The organism is Ralstonia sp. GX3-BWBA (genome assembly GCF_003290055.1).
In the GTDB taxonomy this organism is placed as follows: Bacteria; Pseudomonadota; Gammaproteobacteria; order Burkholderiales; family Burkholderiaceae; genus Ralstonia; species Ralstonia holmesii.
Map to the genome: position 1 here is coordinate 146576 of NZ_QMKS01000006.1, position 18996 is coordinate 165571.

At 63.1% G+C, this 18996-nt stretch carries 19 protein-coding genes and 1 tRNA gene; 12 read left to right on the top strand and 8 right to left on the bottom strand.

All coding sequences use genetic code 11. The features are described from left to right. Positions 1 to 83: 83 nt before the first annotated feature. Positions 84 to 1286: a DUF3274 domain-containing protein gene (locus DOD19_RS05715; RefSeq protein WP_239497970.1), complete on the bottom strand. Its 1203-nt coding sequence runs from the start codon at positions 1284 to 1286 to the stop codon at positions 84 to 86. A 15-nt stretch (positions 1287 to 1301) separates the two neighbouring features. Here DOD19_RS05715 and DOD19_RS05720 point away from each other — a divergent pair, with 15 nt between their 5' ends. From DOD19_RS05720 to DOD19_RS05755, 8 genes are read left to right on the top strand one after another with little or no spacing between them, the layout of a single operon-like run. Further along, on the top strand, positions 1302 to 2756 hold the full coding sequence (locus DOD19_RS05720) for a hypothetical protein (RefSeq protein WP_239497971.1): 1455 nt from the start codon (positions 1302 to 1304) through the stop codon (positions 2754 to 2756). Between the two features lie 37 nt (positions 2757 to 2793). Beyond that, complete coding sequence (locus DOD19_RS05725) at positions 2794 to 3069, top strand: PAAR domain-containing protein (RefSeq protein ID WP_112184657.1); 276 nt, start codon at positions 2794 to 2796, stop codon at positions 3067 to 3069. Further along, the gene (gene tssJ / locus DOD19_RS05730; protein ID WP_112184510.1) at positions 3066 to 3599 is read left to right on the top strand and encodes a type VI secretion system lipoprotein TssJ; all 534 of its coding nucleotides are present in this window, start codon (positions 3066 to 3068) and stop codon (positions 3597 to 3599) included. The genes DOD19_RS05725 and tssJ overlap by 4 nt, the downstream gene beginning before the upstream one ends. Positions 3600 to 3604: 5 nt before the next feature. Beyond that, positions 3605 to 4948, top strand: a complete 1344-nt coding sequence (tssK, locus tag DOD19_RS05735) for a type VI secretion system baseplate subunit TssK (protein WP_112184512.1) — start codon at positions 3605 to 3607, stop codon at positions 4946 to 4948. Next, the gene (locus DOD19_RS27845; protein WP_275426879.1) at positions 4948 to 5478 is read left to right on the top strand and encodes an ImcF-related family protein; all 531 of its coding nucleotides are present in this window, start codon (positions 4948 to 4950) and stop codon (positions 5476 to 5478) included. Before tssK ends, DOD19_RS27845 begins: the two co-directional genes overlap by 1 nt. Beyond that, positions 5475 to 6791, top strand: a complete 1317-nt coding sequence (locus tag DOD19_RS28140) for a type VI secretion IcmF C-terminal domain-containing protein (protein ID WP_275426880.1) — start codon at positions 5475 to 5477, stop codon at positions 6789 to 6791. The genes DOD19_RS27845 and DOD19_RS28140 overlap by 4 nt, the downstream gene beginning before the upstream one ends. Further along, positions 6740 to 8089: a DotU family type IV/VI secretion system protein gene (locus DOD19_RS27855; protein WP_112184515.1), complete on the top strand. Its 1350-nt coding sequence runs from the start codon at positions 6740 to 6742 to the stop codon at positions 8087 to 8089. Before DOD19_RS28140 ends, DOD19_RS27855 begins: the two co-directional genes overlap by 52 nt. Positions 8090 to 8125: 36 nt before the next feature. Then, positions 8126 to 8842, top strand: coding sequence for a hypothetical protein (locus DOD19_RS05755; protein ID WP_112184516.1), 717 nt, complete (start codon positions 8126 to 8128; stop codon positions 8840 to 8842). Between the two features lie 113 nt (positions 8843 to 8955). Here the strand turns inward: DOD19_RS05755 and DOD19_RS05760 are convergent. Beyond that, a tRNA-Arg gene (locus DOD19_RS05760) sits at positions 8956 to 9032 on the bottom strand. Positions 9033 to 9698: 666 nt separating this feature from the next. Here DOD19_RS05760 and DOD19_RS05770 point away from each other — a divergent pair. After that, on the top strand, positions 9699 to 9902 hold the full coding sequence (locus DOD19_RS05770; RefSeq protein ID WP_024975485.1) for a hypothetical protein: 204 nt from the start codon (positions 9699 to 9701) through the stop codon (positions 9900 to 9902). Between the two features lie 17 nt (positions 9903 to 9919). On the opposite strand, the gene DOD19_RS05775 is transcribed toward DOD19_RS05770, so the two are convergent. Genes DOD19_RS05775 through wrbA form a run of 3 tightly spaced genes read right to left on the bottom strand, consistent with a single transcriptional unit; the run spans position 9920 to position 12321 of the window. Further along, positions 9920 to 11332: an FAD-binding oxidoreductase gene (locus DOD19_RS05775; protein WP_112184518.1), complete on the bottom strand. Its 1413-nt coding sequence runs from the start codon at positions 11330 to 11332 to the stop codon at positions 9920 to 9922. A gap of 6 nt (positions 11333 to 11338) precedes the next feature. Continuing rightward, entirely contained in the window at positions 11339 to 11731 is a 393-nt protein-coding gene (locus tag DOD19_RS05780; protein WP_112184520.1) for a DUF2069 domain-containing protein, read from the bottom strand. Further along, positions 11728 to 12321: an NAD(P)H:quinone oxidoreductase gene (gene wrbA, locus DOD19_RS05785; RefSeq protein WP_024975488.1), complete on the bottom strand. Its 594-nt coding sequence runs from the start codon at positions 12319 to 12321 to the stop codon at positions 11728 to 11730. Before wrbA ends, DOD19_RS05780 begins: the two co-directional genes overlap by 4 nt. A 68-nt stretch (positions 12322 to 12389) precedes the next feature. Between wrbA and DOD19_RS05790 the strand changes: the two genes are divergently transcribed. Further along, entirely contained in the window at positions 12390 to 13721 is a 1332-nt protein-coding gene (locus DOD19_RS05790; RefSeq protein WP_024975489.1) for a YihY family inner membrane protein, read from the top strand. A gap of 4 nt (positions 13722 to 13725) precedes the next feature. Here the strand turns inward: DOD19_RS05790 and DOD19_RS05795 are convergent, their stop codons facing one another. From DOD19_RS05795 to DOD19_RS05805, 3 genes are read right to left on the bottom strand one after another with little or no spacing between them, the layout of a single operon-like run. Continuing rightward, positions 13726 to 14043, bottom strand: a complete 318-nt coding sequence (locus tag DOD19_RS05795) for an Mpo1-like protein (protein WP_024975490.1) — start codon at positions 14041 to 14043, stop codon at positions 13726 to 13728. A gap of 27 nt (positions 14044 to 14070) precedes the next feature. Further along, on the bottom strand, positions 14071 to 14895 hold the full coding sequence (locus tag DOD19_RS05800) for an alpha/beta hydrolase (RefSeq protein ID WP_112184522.1): 825 nt from the start codon (positions 14893 to 14895) through the stop codon (positions 14071 to 14073). After that, positions 14895 to 16229 (bottom strand): O-acetylhomoserine aminocarboxypropyltransferase, encoded by a 1335-nt coding sequence (locus tag DOD19_RS05805; RefSeq protein ID WP_112184524.1) that lies wholly within the window; start codon positions 16227 to 16229, stop codon positions 14895 to 14897. The genes DOD19_RS05800 and DOD19_RS05805 overlap by 1 nt, the downstream gene beginning before the upstream one ends. Before the next feature lie 240 nt (positions 16230 to 16469). Here DOD19_RS05805 and DOD19_RS05810 point away from each other — a divergent pair, with 240 nt between their 5' ends. Beyond that, on the top strand, positions 16470 to 16925 hold the full coding sequence (locus DOD19_RS05810) for a CBS domain-containing protein (RefSeq protein ID WP_004634176.1): 456 nt from the start codon (positions 16470 to 16472) through the stop codon (positions 16923 to 16925). 82 nt (positions 16926 to 17007) lie between these two features. Further along, on the top strand, positions 17008 to 18915 hold the full coding sequence (locus DOD19_RS05815; RefSeq protein WP_112184526.1) for an MFS transporter: 1908 nt from the start codon (positions 17008 to 17010) through the stop codon (positions 18913 to 18915). Positions 18916 to 18996: the final 81 nt, after the last annotated feature.

The following is an 18996-nucleotide window of genomic DNA, read 5'->3' on the forward strand; positions in this document are numbered from 1 at the left end:
GGCAGGCGGTGAGTAACAGGCTGGCGGCGGTCAGAAGGCTGGCGCCCAGGGGAGTGCGTTGACGTCGGTTCGGGTGCATGGGCTTAGCCTCCACTGTGCAAGGGCGGCTCGGGCATCGGCGGGCGAACGTAGCGTTCGCCTGGGATCTGGATGGCGGCGACGGCGCCTTTGGATTCGACGAAGCGAGGGTCCTCTTCCAGTGGTGTCCCTTCGAGCGCGGCTTGTTCGGAGTGGTAGTACTCGTATTCGTTGTCCTTCGCAGGGTCCCGGTCCGCCGGGTATTCGTCGCCATCTTCCGGCCGAGGCTTACACCAGCGCCAATCCGCCATGCGCCGGAATTGGGCCATATCCTGCGCATCGAACAAGCACACCCCCACGTTCACGTCATAGGCCAGCACGTGCTCGGCATGCTCGGGGTTGGTGAGGATGGTGGAGTGGTTGCTCGGCTGCTGGCGGTCGCCTTCCTCAAGCTGCTTGATGCGCTGGGATTCGATGTAGTTACCCAGGGCGGTGCCGCGCAGTTCGTGGTGACGGGCGGCATCCATCTTCTGGATGTCCTGGTCGTTAAAGGGGGCGTCCTTGTTGAGTTTGCCCTCTTCATCGTAGGCGTGGCGCCGGGCGCGCTGGCGCAGGCCAGCGTTCTGGTCGTAGCGCATGGCGGCTTCGCTCTGCGCGTTACCGTGCCCGGTGGGGCGTTGGGCGGCGTAGGGGTCGCTGTCTTTGGGGAGCTCGCGCTTGCGGTTGAGGGCGTCGCGCGCGGATTCGTAGTGGACGTTGAAGGGGCCGAGGATGTGGCCGTCGGGGCTGCGTGTTTCGCCCGCTTTGAGCTCGCCTGTGCCGTGCGACACGTGGCGCGCGCGTGGGGTGATGCCTTTGCTGGGGACTTCGGGGGCGTTGATGTGCACGACCCAGTCTTTGGGGGGCACGCCGTTGACCTTGCTGATGTTGCTAAACACGCTGGCGATCAGCGAACCCGTGCCCGTAAAGAAACCAAAGATGCTGCCCAGTGCTTTGCCGCCCCAGCTTTTGCGATCGTCGCCCCAAATCTTGCGGAACTGCACGCTCACGCGTTCGGAGTCAGGGTCCCAGAAGATGTTGGTCTCGGGGTTGGCGCCGATGGTGTGGTTCCAGTAGTGGTATGCGGTGCCAGGGGCGGCGCCCACTTTGTAGGCGATGCCCGGTTTGACTTCGGCCCACACGCGTTGGTAGAGCATGCCTTGGGCGCCAACGGCGTTGAAGTCGGCTTTGTCCAGCCCCAGCCAGCCCATGCCTTGCACGGTGGACACGGAGATGACGCGATCATGCGGGCTGCAATACAGGAAGGCGCGGGCGCGGGTGTCGCGGCCCTTGCAGTCTTGTTCGGCTGTGCACGCAGCTTCGCCGTTTTGCGGATTGCGGTTGAAGACCCATTCGGTGACGAAGTCACCCAATGGAACCTGCTGTGGGCCCAGGGGCTTGCGCAGCCCAATGCGAATGATCTGCAGGCGCCAAAGTTTAAGCTGGGGGATGCGGTGGGGGAGTTGACCGGTGGCATGGATCGTAACAAACGGCTGGAGGACTACCCCCAGGTCAAACGTGACAGATTCGTTGGGGCCTTCAACGACTTAGTCACTGCCCCACTAAGAAGCTTCCGCGCCTATCCGGCCGACCCGAACTACTTCTACTCCATCCGCACGGGCACATCTCGCCCAGACTTTATGGACGCGATCGTGTTTGCCGGGATGCCGCGCGAGTGGGTTAATACGCCGACGTACTATGACTTTGAGATCAAGGACAGTGGGATCGATGAGTTGCTGCGCGACCAAAAGAACGTTGGCATTCCCGCCCCCAGCTATGGAGCATACGACGCAGCGCACGCCGAAGAGCGCATGCGCGATTACTTTGTCAACTTGCACAAGAATGACCGAGGCGAAACGGTACGTGGTGCACCTGCGACCGATGAAATGATCATTGGCGAGTCAACGCTGACTTTGAAAGGGGCACGGCGCTTGATCTATGGCAAGGTAGCGCAAGAATCCGAGGCCCGGAGCATGATGTTCAACCCCAACGGCAAGCTGCCGCAGGTGGTGCTCAAGGCCGGTGATGAAACCGTGGGCTTCTACGATCTGCAAGAAGCGCTCAAGTTCTTGGCGGCGAATCCCAACAAGCTGGCGTGGGTGTGGAACATGGATGCGCCCAACTACCCGATGGGCGAGCAAACCAACGAAAACACTGCCCTCCTGATCCTCGGCCATCCCAGCGCCGACTGGGGCTACACGCCGCTGGCCTCCATCTACACGCCCCAGCACCATGAAGGCGGCATCGACGCCAAGGCGGCCAACCCCGGCGGGGCGTGGAGCCTCTTGATGGAGGCCGTTCAGAAGCAGGCCGCGCAAGACCACCCCGTTGAGCGCGTCTACCACGACGTGCATAAGCACACGGCCAACGTCACCACCTTGATGAAGCCGCTGCACGCCGTCGTCCACCAGCAATGGCCCGACCTGGACCAGATCGGCAACTTCTACAGCGTGTCCCAGGTGATGGAAGGCCCGGCCCGCGCCGCCAGCTTCGCTGTCAACACTGCCTTTGCTGCAGCCTATGCCAACCAGAGCGGCAAGAGCGCCGTGGTCACCAGCGTGGCTGACGCAAAAGATAGCTGGGCCGTGCTGATCGGCCCACCGCCGGGCTGGAAGCCATCGCCGCCGACCACGCAGTGGGACCGCGCGAGGGGCGAGAGCCGGGCGTACTGGCCGTGGTTTGGCAAACCGCAGCAGTAACGCCCAGCAATCGGCCAATTTTCGTACAGAAATCAACATGTCCGCAGAAATCATCACCGTAGGCGAAATCGGCACGCACGGCGCCGTCGTCATCACCGGCTCGCCCACCAGCAAGATCCGTGGCCGCGCCATTGCTCGCCAGGGCGATCTCGTCAACTGCCCCGCTAAGTACCCCGACGGTCGCCCACACGGCATCAACCACATCGTGCGCGTGTCGGGCACATCCAAGGTCGGCGGCACGATCATGGCCCGCGCCGGTGATGGCACCGAATGCGGCTGTGTCCTGATGGGCAGCCAGCCCGCCCGCGCATGAAGCCCGTTCAGCAACTCTCCGCGCTGGGCAGCAAACGATTGTGGATACTGGCGCTCGGTGTCTTGCTCGCGCTCTCTGGGTGTTCCACCGCCCCCGCCCAGCCCGAGCAAATGAAGCTCGACCTCGCAATCGAAGCCAAGGACTCCCTCAACCCCGACGACAAGGGCAGGGCGTCCCCCGTGCTCGTGCGCCTGTACGAACTCAAGACCGCCAGCACCTTTGAGAACGCCGACTACTACGCACTCGAATCCACCGACCGCACGATGCTCGTCTCGGACCTGCTTGCGCGCGACGAATTCATCCTGCGCCCGGGCGAGTTCCGCGACATCGAACGCAAGCTCAACCCCGACACGCAAGCGCTCGGCCTGCTCGTCGGCTATCGAGATCTTGGCAAGGCCACCTGGCGCACCGTCTACAAACTGCCGCCCGCCCCAGAGGCCGCCTGGTACCGCGCCGCAATACCCGCCCGCAAGGTCAAGCTGCAGATCGTCCTGGACGAGCAAGCCATCACCGTATCCAAACCTGATTGATTTTCATGAGCTGGTACAACAAAGTCGTCTGGAGCGAAGGGCTGTTCCTGCGCCCGCAACTCTTCCAGCAGCAAGAGCGCTACCTGGAGCATTTCGCCCACAAGCGCGCCGCTGCACTGAGCCCATTCTTCTGGGGCTTCCACCACCTTGCCATCGACGCGGAAGCGCTGGCCCTGGGCAAAGTGGTCGTCTCCGGTGCCGCCGGCATTTATCAGGACGGCACACCGTTCGACGCGCCAGCTCACGCCAAGCTGCCCGCGCCGCTGGCGCTGCGCCATGAGCACCTGAACCAGATCATCTATCTGGCCGTGCCCATCCGCACGCCCAATGCGGAAGAAACCAGCTTTGAAGATGCCCAAGACTCGCTGGCACGCTATCGCAGCTTCGAAGAAGACTTGCTCGACGCCAACTCCATCGGCCAAGGCCCCAAGCTCGTGCAACTGGGGGACCTGCGTTTGCGCCTGCTGCCCGAGAAGGAGCTGACCGAATCCTGGCTCGGCATGCCGCTGGCCAAGGTCACAGAGATCCGTGCCGACGGAAGCGCCCGACTGGATGCTGGCCTAATCCCGCCCGTCAACGTATACACCGCCAGCGCTTTGTTGCAAACGTGGCTGGCCGAAGTGCACGGCCTGCTGCGCCTGCGCGCCACCTCCATGGCCGAGCGCCTCACGGCCTCCAGCACGCGGGGTGGAGACGCTGCCGAGATTTCCGAATACCTCATCCTGCAACTGTTCAACCGCTTCGAGCCCGTGCTGGAGCACATGCTGGCCGCCAAGGCGGATTCGCCCGAAGCCCTGTATGTCCAACTGACCGCATTTGCCGGCGAGCTGTCCACCTTCGTGCGCACCACCACCCGCCGCCCGAACCCGGACTACCCCGCTTACCGCCATGACGAGCCCCACACCTGCATCAAGCCCGTGGTGGACGACCTGCGTTTTCTGCTCAACGTCGTGTTGGAGCGCGGTGCCCAGCGCATCGAGTTGCGCGACCAGCAGCACGGCATCCGCCTAGCGGTGCTGGACCCGGCAGAGTTCGAGCGCTTCAACACCTTTGTGCTGGCCGTGGGCGCACAACTGCCCAGCGACGTGCTGCAGCAGCAATTCCCTGCGCAAGCCAAGGTGGGCCCCGCCGAGCGGTTGGCCGAACTCATCCGCTCGCACCTGCCCGGTATTCCGTTGCAGGCCATGCCCGTACCGCCGCGCCAGATTCCCTTCAACGCTGGCCAGGTCTACTTCGAACTGCCGCAAGACCACCCGTTGTGGGCGCAAGTGCAGCGCTACGGCGGTCTGGCGCTGCACGTGGCGGGGAGCTTTCCCGAGCTGCGGCTTGAACTGTGGGGAGTGCGCTAATGGCTGGAGCATCATCAACCGACGCGCTCAATCACCTGGTGCAAGGGCAAAATGCGCCCGCTCCGAATCCGGAGCAGATGCGTGCCGCCTCCACCCAGGCCGCCAACGAGCCACGGCAGGTCAAGCGCAAGCCGATCGAGCAACGTGTCGAGAAAGCCAAGCAGGCAGTCAATCCGGTGCTGTCCGCCGCGCGGCCCTTGCTGCGCGCCCTGGCTGATATGCCGAGCACACTGCGCGTCGATCAGGCCGCGCGTCTGAAAGACGTGCTTGAACAAGAGTTGCACGACTTCCAGACCGTGTGCGAGCGGGTGGGTACGGTGTTCTCCCGTGCTAGCGGCGAGCCGCTGGAGCGAGGTATTCCAGGACTGTTCACCTATGCGGGTTACCACAACCTGTTCAACGCCCGTTTGCCCGAGTTCGTCAACAAGGCGCAGGCAATCGATGCGTGGGTGATGGGCCGCGCAGGAGCCAGCGCTCAAAAAAAACGCTTGAGAGCGCAGCAGGCAAGCTGGCTGGCGACGACCCGGTGACTCGGGAAATCCGCCGCTTGTATCTGACCGAATACGCGCAGCGCTGGACGGAATTTCTGTCCGACATCCGGGCCTTGACCGGCAACAACCTCGCCTTTGACCTGGAAGTGCTGCGCAACTTCGCTGCTCCCGATTCGCCATTGGCGCGTCTGGGGCGCGTGGTGGTTCGCGAGACGACACTGAGCCAGCCGACCGAACCAACAGACAAATCGCTCGCCGACAAGGCGCTGGCTGCCTTGGACGGAAAGTCCGACAAGATCAGCGGCTTCGCAGCTCGCGCCGAAGCGCGACAGGAGCGCGAGCTGGTTGACAACCGCTTCGCAGCCCTGCGCGAAGTCGTGACCGGCCAAGCCGACGTTGCGGTCCCCAACGCGCAAGTCGCGAACGGCAAACCGCGACTGGACGCGATTGCGGGAATGGTCAACGCCTACTACACATCGTTGGTGGTTGCCAGCAATGCGCTGGAGACCCGTAATCTGCCGCCACCCGCCGAGGCGGGCGCTCAGTTGAAGATGGAAGCCGCCAAACTGCCCGCTCCGCTCAAGGAGGTGTTGGCAGACCTGGTGGTGCAGGGCACGCGCGACGTCAATAAGGGGATTGGCGACATCCTTGTCGCCCAGATGAATGCCGTGATTGGCGAGAGCTGCCGTGGCGCTATCGACGGCAAGTACCCCTTCACGCCGAATGCTACCCAGGACGTGGATACGGAGGACTTTGCGCGCCTGTTTGCGACCGGCGGTGTACTGGACGATTTCTTCCAGAAGGTACTGGCACCCCACGTCGATACAACCGTCTCGCCGTGGCGCTACAAGCTGAGTGCCCCCGATGTGCCGCCGGTGGCAGGGCCAAGCCTTATTCCATTCCAGCGCGCCAAGGAAATTCGTGAGGTGTTCTTCCGCGACCCAGGTGCAAAGAAGATGACGTGGAGGGTAGACCTAAAGGTGGTCGAGCTTGACCCGGAAATAGTTGAATTGAACATGGACTTCGACGGCCAGAGCCAGCGCTACGTTCACGGGCCGGTGAGTCCGCTCAAGGTGACATGGCCGGGGCCGCGAGGCGGGCAGGGTGCGGAGATCACGGCTAATCCGCGCGTGCGGCCAGAGACTTCCACGCTTACCGCGAATGGCCCGTGGGCCATGATGCGCGTGATTGCCAAGGGCAAAGTTGCCAGTTCCGTGTCGAACAGCCATTTCGTGGCCGAGTATGACTTTGATGGACGCAAGGCCAAGCTCGACATCAATACAGGCAGCTTGGCGAATCCATGGACGACGGGACTGCTGCAAGGCTTCCAGTGTCCCGGGAGGTCTGGCTGATGGCTAGTCAACCGCAATCCAAGAACCACTTGCTCCGGCTTGCCCAGCCTTTGTTCTGGCTGCTGGACGAACTGTCGCCCGAGCTGGAGTCAGCAGCCCGGCTGGATGCTCTCAAATCTGAAGTGCGCACGCGGCTGGCTGCCTTCAAACAAGCAGCCCAGGCCGCCGCGCTCAAGGCGGATTCTGTAGAGGCGGTGCACTACTGTTTCTGTGCGGCGTTGGATCAGGCGGGTAGCCGCGTGCGTGGGCGCGCGGATGGCTTGCGCGGTGTCTGGCTTCAGCACGGCTTGCTGATGCAGCTCTATGGTGAGAAGGATTTTGGTCAACGCTGCCGCACCTGGATCACCAAGCTGCAGGAGACACCCAACGTCAGCGAAAATGCACTGGAGGTGATTGCGCAACTCATGGGGCGTGGCTTGCGGGACGAGCGGGGCATGCCACTTCCCAAAATCCAGCTTGTGCACCAATTGAGCCCCGTGGAGGTCATCCCGTTAGCCGCGACGACTCCCCAGCGTCGACACGTGACCATTGCCAATTCGGCGACAGAGCACCAGCGCATTCATGTTGCCGTTAACAATCCTAGCAATGGTGCAGTGGAACCATCGGATGTGTTGATCACCGTCGGCATACCTGTGCCAGAGGCACCGTCGTCTCAAGAGTTGCCACTACGGCGCCCATGGCGCCTGATCGTGATAGCAGTGGTGGTGACGGCGCTTGTTCTTGGCCTTGCCTGGGTGACCTATCGCCAGCATCTCGACAACCAGGCGCTGGCAAGCCAAGTCAGTGCGCAGGAGGCACAGGTCGCCAAGCGGCAGGAACCCCTAGAAGACCGCATCGCTCGTGCATTGACCTCGGAAACCGGGGCCAGCCAGTTTGGCTTGAGCACCGAAGGCGACCGCATTTACATCGTCTTCAGCAGCGACATGAGTTTTGCTGCTGGCAGCGCCGACATTACGCCGATGCTAGCGCGCCAGCTTGAACGCCTCGCGGGCGTACTCACCACCACCGATGGCAAGGTGACGATCGTGGGGCATACCGACGATTCGCCCGGTGCGCTCGGCCGCACGGAGACCAATCTGGCCCTGTCGGCTGCCCGCGCTATGGCAGTGGGGCGCAATTTGCAGGCGCATGGCGTGGCGGAGACTCGCTTGTCAGCCATGGGCCGAGGTGCAAAGGAGCAGGTTGGCGACAACAAGACTGCGGAGGGCAGGGCGTTGAATCGGCGTGTGGAAATCGTGCTTGATTGCCAACGTGCCTCTGTTCCTGACAGAGTGGCCCCAACCACTGCCGGCGACTAACAGTGTTGGGGCGCGGAATATGCCCCTGAACTTTAGATGACAAAGTCGTTGCGTGACCTGCTGCTCGACCTGGATGCGCTCAACCGCGAGATCCTCCGTGTTCGTCACAAGGAGATCAGTTCCGACACGATGGCGGTCCGGTTCCCGCAAGCTTCTGCGGCAACGCGAAGGCGCCTGCAAGCATTGTTGTCTGCGCCACCCCAACGACGCGGGATCACGGCATCGGATCATCGTGCCCAACTATTTACGCCAAAGGTGTTTCTGCGAACTTTGTTGTTTGCAACGTCGAAGCGGGGGCGCATCGTCGAAAGCTTGTATGTGACAGTCACTCGGGACGAAACACAGTACAACTTCCGCAATGCAACGCAGCACAACTTCAATGTCTGGGTGTACGGCGAGCGAGAAAAGTTGGTGAGAGGTAGTGGGCTATTCGTCGGGGAAACGGGCGTCGAGGCGAACCATCATTTCCTGCCGTCGCCAGACATCGGGGCGACGTTGTTTGCGGAGGGGTGCTATCGAGTGGACGTGTTTGCGCACCTGCTTGGCGACAAGCGACAAAGGCTGTTGCTGTCGCAATCCCTGATAGTCACGCCAGAGCTAGCTCGCCAGCTTCAGTGCCGTGATGCTGGGCTTCGCTTTGATTGGGCCCCGGATTCGTCAAGATACGTTGCCACTGTTGACGAGCGCCCACCGCAGGCATCGCCTCGCAGGCTTCAATCGGGTCAGGGCACGCCACAACCCGCCTTCGAATAGTTGCTGCACGCTGCAGGGGCGAAGTTGATTGAATCCGCTTACAGGGCGGTTACATGCATGGGTTTCTATGCGGGATTGTTTGCGAGTGCTAACCCGTGAATGGGTACGGGTGTTGGCCTGCCCAGAGGGATTCGAACCCCCGACCGTCGGCTTAGAAGGCCGATGCTCTATCCAACTGAGCTATGGGCAGATATGCAGATGTGCAGGCTGCCCAGGCATACCAAAAACGCGCGGCCTCCGGGTGCCTGGGAGGCCGCGATTCTAACAGATGGGATGTTGCGCAGCGCTAGTGCTGGGGCGGGATTTCCGGCGGTAGGTCCCCGGGTGGCAGTTCGATTGGGGGCGTTTGGGGTTCGGGGTCGTGCACTGGGTCATGGGCTGGTTCATCGGGCGGCGGCATTTCCGGCGGCGGGTGCGGGGGCTGTTCGGGCGGTTGCGGCGGCGTGATGTGGGCGCGCTTGGTCAGATCGGGCAAAGCGGGCATGGGCTGCCTCCATACATGGGTCGAGTTCCGGGTTTGCCCTGATCGAGCCCGCAAGCGTCGTTCCTGCGCATCATCCAAAAGGTGATACCTAAAATACGTACCCCCCAATTGGGGGGATTTTTGATACATTCCGTGGCGTCGGGTAGTGCCACACAACAATAACGTTTCATTCGAAATTCCGCGCAATGACGCGGAACACCGTGCCTACGCACGCCAAACGGGCGTGACGAAGCCTTTTCGGTTCGGACCAGACGGGAAAAGAGGGAGTCTTGTTTGGGCAGCCGTGGAGCGATCCATGGGGCTGCTGTGTTTCGCCATGGCTGCAGGGAGCCGGGGGCGAGGCGCTAGCCATGGGGCAGGGAGGAAACCACAATGAGCACACGTCATGCACGACGCCCGGCAGGGTCGTCACGTAGCACTTACATCCGTAGCGCCCAGAGCGGGCGCATCGGCGATCGTTCCAACGTGAATGATCATCGTCTGCCGCCCAGCGGCGTACCGCGCATGCTGTTGTGGCTGCTGGCCGCGACGGTTCTCTTCGCGGTGGCGAACTACACGCTGAAGCTGTTCGGCTGAAGCAAGGCCGGATCGCCTTACAGCACTTTCCCCGGATTCATCAGGCCGCGCGGGTCCAGCGCCTGCTTGATCGCGCGCATGGCCGCCAGTTCAACGGGGCTCTTGTAGCGCGCGTTGTCTTCGCGCTTGAGCTGGCCGATGCCGTGTTCGGCCGAGATCGAGCCGCCGTGCGCATGCACGCTGTCGTGCACGATGCGGTTGATGCCGTCCTGATTGGCCAGGAACGCGTCGTGCGCATGGCCTTCCGGCGGCGATACGTTGTAGTGCAGGTTGCCGTCGCCCAGGTGGCCGAACGTCACCATGCGGATGCTGGGATAGGCTGCGGCCAGCGCGCGGTCGGTCACGTCAATGAAGTCTGCAATGCGCGAAATGGGCACGCCAATATCGTGCTTGATGTTCTTGCCTTCATCGGCCTGCGCCAGCGGAATATGTTCGCGCAGGCTCCAGAAGTCGCGCGACTGGGCCACCGATTCCGCCACTGCCGCATCGTCGATCACGCCGCGCGCGAGCGCGTCTTCCATGAGCGATTCGAACAGCGTGCGCGCGTGCGCTTCGCTTTCCATATCGGACAATTCCAGCAGCACGTATTGCGGATATACCTGCGTAAACGGCACGCGCAGCTGCGGGTAATGCTTGCGCACCAGCTCCAGGCAAAACGCCGACATCAGCTCGAAGCCCGTCAGCAGCGTCCCTGCATGGCCTTGCGCCAGCGATAGAAACTCCAGCGCCTGGCGCGGCGATTGCAGCGCCGCCAGCGCCGTCACCTTGGCACGTGGTTGCGGAAACAGCTTCAGCATCGCCCCTGTGATGATGCCCAGCGTGCCTTCCGCGCCGATCAGCAGGTCGCGCAGGTCATAGCCTGTGTTGTCTTTGCGCAGGCCGCGCAGGCCATTCCACAGTTCGCCGTTGGGTAGGACCGCTTCGACGCCCAGGCACAGCTCGCGCGCGTTGCCGTAGCGCAGGACGGCGGTGCCGCCCGCGTTGGTCGCAAGATTGCCACCGATCGTGCAACTGCCTTCGGCCGCCAAGCTGAGCGGGAAGAGGCGGTCTGCATCTGCGGCAGCCTGCTGCACGTTGGCCAGGATGCAGCCGGCATCCACGGTGATGGTGTTGTTGATCGGGTCGACGGCGCGCACGCGCTGCATGCGCTGCAATGAGATCACCACCGCGCTGCCTTCCATGTCGGGCGTGGCCCCGCCGCACAGGCCGGTGTTGCCGCCTTGCGGGACGATGGGCACGCCGTGCTCGCCGCACAGGCGCACGAGTGCAGCCGCCTCGTCGGGGCTGGCCGGGCGCAGCACTGCGCGCGCGCGCCCGGAGAAACGCTTGCGCCAATCGGTGAGGTAGGGCGCCTGGTCTTCCGGCGCGGTCAGGACGTGCGTTGCGCCGATGGCATCAACGCAGGCTTGCAGGAAGGCATCGTGAGTCATGGCGTATCAGGTGCTGTGGCCGGCGCGGGCTTTTGCCGCACGTTTGAACGGGCGCAGGTAGAAGACGGTTGCGGTGAAGAACACCACGCTGAGCGCCACCTCGCCCCACGCCAGCGAGCGCGAAAGTCCAATGTCCGATGTCGCCCGCACAATGCCTTCGGTAAAGAACAGCAGGATGAACATCGACGCCCATTGCATCGTGTAGCGGTTCTTGCGCAGCACGCCTGGCAGCGGCCACGCCAGCAGCAGCGCCTTCAGCGCTAGCCACGAGCCGCCCGGGCGCACGGGCGCGAGCCACAACTCCCACGCGGCGCACAGGACGATCAATGCGATGAGGCTGCCTGCACTCAGCGCAGCCAGTGCCCGGGATTCGGTGACGGCGTTGTCGGCGAGAGTCATGCGGCGAGCTTCAGAGCAGTCTGCGCCAGCCTCCGGCCCATGGCCGTGGCGAGCGTGCGTTCGTGGGTGGTAAGCGGTGCGGTATCCCCGCGGTGTGCGACGTGTGACGGTCCGTATGGCGTGCCGCCCGCATCGGTGGAAAGCAGTTCGCTGTGCTGATACGGCAGACCGAGCACGACCATGCCATGGTGCAGCAGCGGCAGCATCATCGAGAGCAGGGTGGTTTCCTGCCCGCCATGCATGCTGCCCGTGGAGGTGAACACACATGCCGGTTTGCCGGCCAGCGCGCCCGCCAGCCATTGCGGTGTGGTGCCATCCAGGAAGTACTTGAGCGGGGCGGCCATGTTGCCAAAGCGCGTGGGCGAGCCCAGTGCCAGGCCCACGCATTCCTCGAGGTCGCGTACTTCCACGTAGGGCGGCCCGCTGTCGGGCACGTCGGGCTGCGTGGCTTCGCAGACGGTGGAGACGGCGGGCACCGTGCGCACACGCGCCTGGGCGCCGTCGACGCTTTCAATGCCTTGCGCAATGGCTTCGGCCAATGCGCGCGTGCTGCCGTGACGGCTGTAGTACAAGACCAGGATATCTTTCATAACAAAGCGTTGAGAGCGTCGCGGTATTATAGTTGCGCCCCCCAACCCCGCCTCCAGCCTCATTTTTCATGCTTTTTGCCACCCGTGCGCTTCGTCAATGGAATGCCGCCAAGCTGCGTGCGCTGGCGCGTTACGCCTTGCGCCGCGCCGGTGAAGACCACCTGCCGCAAGTGGCCAGCAGCCTGACATTCACGACGGTGCTGTCGCTGGTTCCCATTCTGACGGTGGCCTTTGCGCTGTTCACGGCATTTCCGATGTTCAAGAGCTTCCGGGCGGACATCGAGGGCTACATGTTCAGCAATCTCGTGCCGGGCAGCATCAGCCGGCCGATCCTGACGTATCTCAACCAGTTTTCAAGCAACGCCAAAGGGCTGACAGCAGCGGGCCTGATCGGCTTGGTCGTGACGTCGGTGATGACCATGCTCACCATCGAGAATGCGTTGAACGCCATCTGGCGCGTGCGCCATCGACGGCCGCTCGCGCAGCGCGTTCTGGTGTTCTGGGCACTGATGACATTCGCGCCGGTGCTGATTGGCGCAAGTCTGTCGGTCAGTTCGTACCTCGTGTCGATCTCGGCGGGTTATGTGCACAAGCTGCCGTTCGGCCTGGGTGTGATCGTGGGCCTGATCCCGATCCTGCTTTCGGCGATTGCGTTTGCGATGCTCTACGTGTTCGTGCCGAACACCAATGTGGAGCGGCGCGACGCCTTCATTGCCGGGCTGATTGCCGCGGCGGCGTTTGAAATTGCCAAGCGTGTCTTTGGCGCTTACGTTGCGCATATCCCGACGTACACAGCCGTCTACGGCGCGTTTGCCACGCTACCGATCTTTCTAACGTGGATCTATGTGAGCTGGCTGGTGACGTTGCTCGGCGCGACCATCGCGTCGACACTGCCAATCATCCGCCAGGGCTACTGGCAACGGCGCACGTTTCCGGGCAGCGAGTTCTTCGATGCGCTGGGTGTTCTGCTGCTGTTGTATCGCGCCCGCGAACAGGCACCACGTACGGTGGCCGAGCGTGATATCGGCCGGCGCCTGCAATTGGAAGCCGATTACCTAGCTGACCTGCTGACCAAGCTGAAGGCACTGCATTTGATCGGCAAGCTGCAGCAGGATCGCGGTGAGACCCATTGGGCGCTGCTTTGCGATGCGCACACGACCACGCTGCGACCGCTCTATGAAAGGCTGGTGCTGAGTCTGCCGCGCTTGCCGCGCACCTCACTGGCACGCCATCTGGGGGACACGCACGCGCTGGTCAGCCAACTGCAGAATCCTGCGCTCGATGCCACGTTGGAGAGCATTTTCACGACTGGCGAACGCGGCGTGGCGGCGGCCGCGCAGGCGGCTACGGCACCAACGCCGTCTTCTTCAATGCCCGCCGCTGCCAACGCCAGCGCCTGACGTTTCAGAACGGGATCTTGCCCGTCCAGATGTCGCGATACATCACCCAGTCGCCCATCAGGCTGTAAAACGGATGGCGAAACGTGGCGGGCCGGTTTTTCTCGAACCCGAAGTGCCCGACCCACGCAAACGCGTAACCGCTCACGGCCGCACCCAGCAACCACCACAGGTTGCCCGTGAAAACAAGCAGGATCAGGCATACCAGCGCCACCGTCGAACCGGCAAAGTGAAGGCGGCGGCAGGTGCGGTCTTGATGCTCGCTCAGGTAGTACGGATAGAACTCCGCGAAGCTGCCGAAGCTCTGGGTGTCGGTGGTGGCCATGATGTGTCTCCAGGAGGCGACTGCGACTTATGCGGCGACCGGGTCTCGTTCACGCGCAAAGGCGATCAGCGTGTCGAGTGTGCCGTCGGGGCATTCTCCCATGATCGCGTGCCCGCCTGGCAGGCCGACCACGCGGCTGCCGGCCAATCCTGCCGCAACCTGACGCCCGGCTTTCGCTGGGGTCATCTGGTCTTTCTCCCCGACGATGACGAGTGACGGACACTGCACGGCCGCCATGGCTTCGGCGCCGCGTGCATAGGCGTTGCAGGCGGCAAAGTCCGTGTGAAAGACGGGCGCCTCGGTACCGCGCGCAATCCGCTCCATCAGCCGCTGGCTGCCGCCATGCATCCAGAAGCCCGGCCCAGGGGACGAGGGCTTGTTGGCGAGGCTGGAATGCGACCACGTATTCACCATGTCAATGGCGCTGGCCGTGTTGTTGAGTGCCGCATCAAGCAGCGCATCCGACACCTTCATCGGCCAAGCCGTCGCCACCAGGGCGATGCGGCGCACGCGACTTGCGTACCGTGACGCGCACTCCAGTGCAATCAACGAGCCCATGCTGTGGCCGACGACGATGACCGGTTGCATGACGCCAGCCGCCTGCACCAGCGCCATCACCCAATCGGCCATGGCTTCCACCGTCTGCAACGGGGCGCCGGCGCTGCGGCCGTGTCCGGGCAGATCGACCGCCAGTACGCTGAAGCCGTGGTGCGCAAACCAGCGCGTCTGCAGTCCCCAGACCGAATGATCGTTCTGCGCGCCATGCACGAACACGACGCACGGCAATTCGGCGTTGAACGGCTTGCCGCCGGTGTAGGCGTAGGCGCGCTCGCTTTGTACGGTCCATTCCATCAGCGGGCTCCCGGTGCGTTGGCAGCGGCTTTGCCCGGCGCGGCGGACATCGCGCGCTCTGCAGCTTTCAGGCCGCGCTTGAGATCGTCGATCAGGTCGTCGGCGTCTTCCAGGCCGATGGAAAGGCGGATCGTGCCCTCGCTGATACCGGCTGCGGCCAGCGCGTCGGCATCCATGCGGAAGTGCGTTGTCGATGCAGGATGGATGACCAGCGAGCGCGCGTCGCCCACGTTGGCGAGGTGCGAGAACAGGCCGAGCGACTCGATGAACTGCTGGCCGGCACGCCGGTCGCCGCGCAGATCGAAGCTGAACACCGCACCGCTGCCGCGCGGCAGCAGGCGCTTGGCCAGCGCGTGATCGGGGTGCGATTCCAGCTCAGGGTAAGCGACCGACGCCACCATCGGATGGCTCGCCAGGAAGGCGACGACCCGGCGGGCGTTGTCTACATGCCGCGCCATGCGCAGTGGCAGTGTCTCGATGCCTTGCAGCAGTTGCCACGCGGCCATCGGGTTCATGCAGGCACCGAAGTCGCGCAGGCCCTCGCGGCGCGCGCGCAGCAGGAAGGGCGCGACGGTACTTTCCTCGGCAAACACCATGTCGTGGAAACCCGCGTAGGGCTCGGTCAGCTCGGGATGCTTGCCTGCGGCTACGTAGTCGAACGTGCCGCCGTCGACCAGCACGCCGCCGATGGTCGTGCCATGCCCACCCAGGAACTTGGTAGCCGAGTGGTAGACGAGGTCTGCACCATGCGCGAACGGCTGCAGCAGCCACGGCGTGGTGAAGGTCGAATCGACCAGCAGCGGCACGCCCGCATCATGCGCAATCGACGCAATGGTTGGGATGTCCAGCACATCCAATCCTGGGTTGCCGAGCGTCTCGCCAAACAGCAGCCGCGTGTTCGGGCGGATCGCAGCGCGCCAGCCGTGGATGTCGCCCGGCTTGACGAAGGTCGTCTCGATGCCAAAGCGGCGCAGCGTGTAATGCAGCAGATTGTGCGAGCCGCCATACAGCGCCGAAGACGCGACGATATGCGAGCCGGCACCCATCAGCGTGACGATGGCCAGATGCAGCGCCGCCTGGCCGGAAGCCGTGGCGATGGCGCCTACGCCGTTTTCCAGCGCGGCCATGCGCTCCTCGAACACGGCAACAGTCGGGTTGGAGATGCGCGAATAGACGTGCCCCGCGCGTTCCATATTGAACAATGACGCCGCATGTTCGCTGTCGCGGAATACAAAGGACGTGCTCAGGTGAATGGGCGTGGCGCGCGCGCCGGTGGCCGGGTCGGGCGCGGCACCGGCATGCAGGGCCAGCGTGTCGAAGCGGGCTTTGGACATGGATTCAAGCACCCCGAAAGGGAGCGGGAGCGGGTTTGGACGGGGCATGCTAGCACTGCTGCCTGTTGCAGCGCATTCCGGGCAAACGCCGAGCGGGCGCGGTTTTTGACAGGTTTTTTCTGCGCTGCATGCTTGTCGAAGCGCTCCGGTTTGGGCTAGGATCGAAGCACAACCATAACGACAACCCGCGCGCGGTCGCTCCCCCGGCAGACCGGCACCCCGAACTCTGGGAGACGCAACATGAAAGTCAGCGACATCCTCCACGTGAAGGGCAACACGCTCTACACCGTGGCACCTGAAACCAAGCTCCAAGTGGCCGTGCAGACGATGGCGGAAAAAGACATCGGCTCGCTCGTGGTCATGGAGTACGGCGAGCTGGTCGGCATGCTGACCTTCCGGGAAATCATCAAGGTTGTTGCCAAGAACCACGGTTCCGTGGGCGAGGGCACGACCATCCGCAAGGTGATGGACGACCATCCCGTCACCTGCACGCCCGAAACCGAGGTCAACGAAGTGCGTCGCATCATGCTGGAGCACCATGTGCGCTACCTGCCGGTGCTCGACAGCCGCACATTGATGGGCGTGATTTCCTTCTACGACGTGGCCAAGGCCGTGCTGGAAGACCAAAGTTTCGAAAACAAGATGCTCAAGGCGTACATTCGCGACTGGCCCGAAGAAAAGGCCAACGAAGACTGATCTGCGAGATCTCTTTATCGCATTCCTAAAACCCGCCCGCTGTTGCGAGCGGGTTTTTTGTTGAACCAATAGCCTCCAGCCGATGAGCCAATCGAGCCAGTTTTCCCTGCTGAAGCAGCGTCGCTTTGCACCGTTCTTCTGGACCCAGTTTCTGGGCGCCATGAACGACAACGTTTTCAAGGTCGCGTTTTCCTCGTTGGTCACGTACCACGCTGCGCTGTTCGGCAATGCGGACCCGGCGTCGGCGGCGTTCCTGATTTCTGCAATCTTCATTGCGCCGTTTGTGCTGCTGTCGGCCACCAGCGGGCAGATTGCCGATCGCATGGACAAGGCGCGGCTCATCCGGCTGGTCAAGACGTTGGAAATCGCCATCATGGCGATCGGTTGTGCGGGTTTTGCGCTGCGCCACGTTGAGCTGCTGTACCTGTGCACGTTCCTGATGGGCGTGCACTCGACGCTGTTCGGGCCGGTCAAGTACGCATATCTGCCCCAGCATCTGCAATCGACGGAACTGGTGGGCGGCAACGGGCTGGTGGAAATGGGCACCTTCGTCGCCATCCTCATCGGCACCATCGGCGGCGGAGAGCTGGCCAACTACACGCGCAACGGCGAGCTGATCGGCCCGATGTTCACGGGTATCGCCTGTATTGTCATTGCCGTGGCCGGCTGGTTGACGGCGCGTGGTGTGCCGGTGTCACCGGCATCGCAGCCGGACTTGCGCATCAACTGGAACCCCATCTCCGAGACTTGGCGCAACCTGAAGCTTGCGAGCAACCAGCGCGCGGTGTTCCTGAGCCTGATGGGCATTTCGTGGCTGTGGTTCGTGGGCGCGACGTTCCTGACGTCGTTTTTCGCCTTCGCGCGCAACGTGCTTGGCGGCGATCAGAACGTTGTGACGCTGCTGCTGGCCGTGTTTTCAGTCGGCATCGGGTTGGGGTCGGTGCTGTGCGAAAAACTCTCGGGTCGCAGGGTGGAAATCGGCTTGGTGCCGTTTGGCTCGATCGGCATGACGGTGTTTGCTGTGGATCTGTACTTTGCTTCGCATGCCGAGGCATTGGTCGCGCACGACGTGCTGACGGGCATTTCCGGCTTCCTGCAGAACCACCGCCATTGGCGCGTGCTGGCCGATCTGTTCCTGCTGGCGATGTTCGGCGGCTTCTACAGCGTGCCGTTGTATGCGTTGATCCAGAGCCGCTGCGAACCGACGCACCGCGCGCGCATCATTGCCGCCAACAACATCCTCAACGCGCTGTTCATGATCGCCTCAGCCGTGCTGGCGATGGTGCTCACGCGTGCCGGGTTCACGATCCCCCAGTTGTTCCTGGTGACCGGCATCCTCAACGCCGTGGTGGCGATCTACATCTACACGCTGGTGCCGGAATTTCTGATCCGCTTTGTGATGTGGCTGCTGATCCATACCGTCTACCGCGTGAAGGTGGACGGTTCCGAGCAGATTCCCGATGAAGGCCCATGCCTGCTGGTCTGCAACCACGTGAGCTTCGTCGATGCCGTGGTGGTGGGCGCGTTCGTGCGTCGGCCCGTTCGCTTTGTGATGGACCACCGCATCTTCAAGGTGCCAGTGCTGTCGTGGTTCTTCCGAACGGTCAAGGCGATTCCGATTGCGCCGATGCACGAAGACCCGGAGATGCTCACGCGCGCCTACGACACCATTGCGGCTGCACTGGCGGAAGGCGAGGTCGTCTGCATCTTCCCCGAAGGCAAGATCACCGCCACGGGCGAGATGAACCCGTTCAAGGAAGGCATGCGCCGCATCATCGAGCGCACACCTGTGCCGGTGGTGCCGATGGCGCTGCGCGGGCTCTGGGGTAGCTTTTTCTCGCGCAAGGGCGGGGCGGCGATGTCGCGCCCGTTCCGTCGCGGTCTCCTCAACAGGCTGGAGCTGTGTATCGGCACGCCTGTGCCGGCGCATGCCGTGTCGCCCGAGGCGATGCAGGCCGCCGTACTGGCGCTGCGCGGGGAGCTGCTCTAGCGCCTAGCCTGCGTCCGGACTTCGATACACTGCCGGTTGGCCTGCAATCGGCCGTGATGCTTTTTCTGACCTCCAACTCTC

Bases quoted from the DNA above. Each gene is read 5' to 3' on its own strand.
- DOD19_RS05780 (WP_112184520.1), bottom strand. From the start codon at position 11,731: ATGACTCTCGCCGACAACGCCGTCACCGAATCCCGGGCACTGGCTGCG.
- wrbA (WP_024975488.1), bottom strand. From the start codon at position 12,321: ATGAAAGATATCCTGGTCTTGTACTACAGCCGTCACGGCAGCACGCGC.
- DOD19_RS05800 (WP_112184522.1), bottom strand. From the start codon at position 14,895: ATGGAATGGACCGTACAAAGCGAGCGCGCCTACGCCTACACCGGCGGC.
- DOD19_RS05810 (WP_004634176.1), top strand. From the start codon at position 16,470: ATGAAAGTCAGCGACATCCTCCACGTGAAGGGCAACACGCTCTACACC.
- tssK (WP_112184512.1), top strand. From the start codon at position 3,605: ATGAGCTGGTACAACAAAGTCGTCTGGAGCGAAGGGCTGTTCCTGCGC.
- DOD19_RS05795 (WP_024975490.1), bottom strand. From the start codon at position 14,043: ATGGCCACCACCGACACCCAGAGCTTCGGCAGCTTCGCGGAGTTCTAT.
- DOD19_RS05755 (WP_112184516.1), top strand. From the start codon at position 8,126: ATGACAAAGTCGTTGCGTGACCTGCTGCTCGACCTGGATGCGCTCAAC.
- DOD19_RS05805 (WP_112184524.1), bottom strand. From the start codon at position 16,229: ATGTCCAAAGCCCGCTTCGACACGCTGGCCCTGCATGCCGGTGCCGCG.
- DOD19_RS27845 (WP_275426879.1), top strand. From the start codon at position 4,948: ATGGCTGGAGCATCATCAACCGACGCGCTCAATCACCTGGTGCAAGGG.
- DOD19_RS05775 (WP_112184518.1), bottom strand. From the start codon at position 11,332: ATGACTCACGATGCCTTCCTGCAAGCCTGCGTTGATGCCATCGGCGCA.
- DOD19_RS27855 (WP_112184515.1), top strand. From the start codon at position 6,740: ATGGACGACGGGACTGCTGCAAGGCTTCCAGTGTCCCGGGAGGTCTGG.
- tssJ (WP_112184510.1), top strand. From the start codon at position 3,066: ATGAAGCCCGTTCAGCAACTCTCCGCGCTGGGCAGCAAACGATTGTGG.
- DOD19_RS05725 (WP_112184657.1), top strand. From the start codon at position 2,794: ATGTCCGCAGAAATCATCACCGTAGGCGAAATCGGCACGCACGGCGCC.
- DOD19_RS05770 (WP_024975485.1), top strand. From the start codon at position 9,699: ATGAGCACACGTCATGCACGACGCCCGGCAGGGTCGTCACGTAGCACT.
- DOD19_RS05790 (WP_024975489.1), top strand. From the start codon at position 12,390: ATGCTTTTTGCCACCCGTGCGCTTCGTCAATGGAATGCCGCCAAGCTG.
- DOD19_RS05815 (WP_112184526.1), top strand. From the start codon at position 17,008: ATGAGCCAATCGAGCCAGTTTTCCCTGCTGAAGCAGCGTCGCTTTGCA.
- DOD19_RS05720 (WP_239497971.1), top strand. From the start codon at position 1,302: ATGCGGGCTGCAATACAGGAAGGCGCGGGCGCGGGTGTCGCGGCCCTT.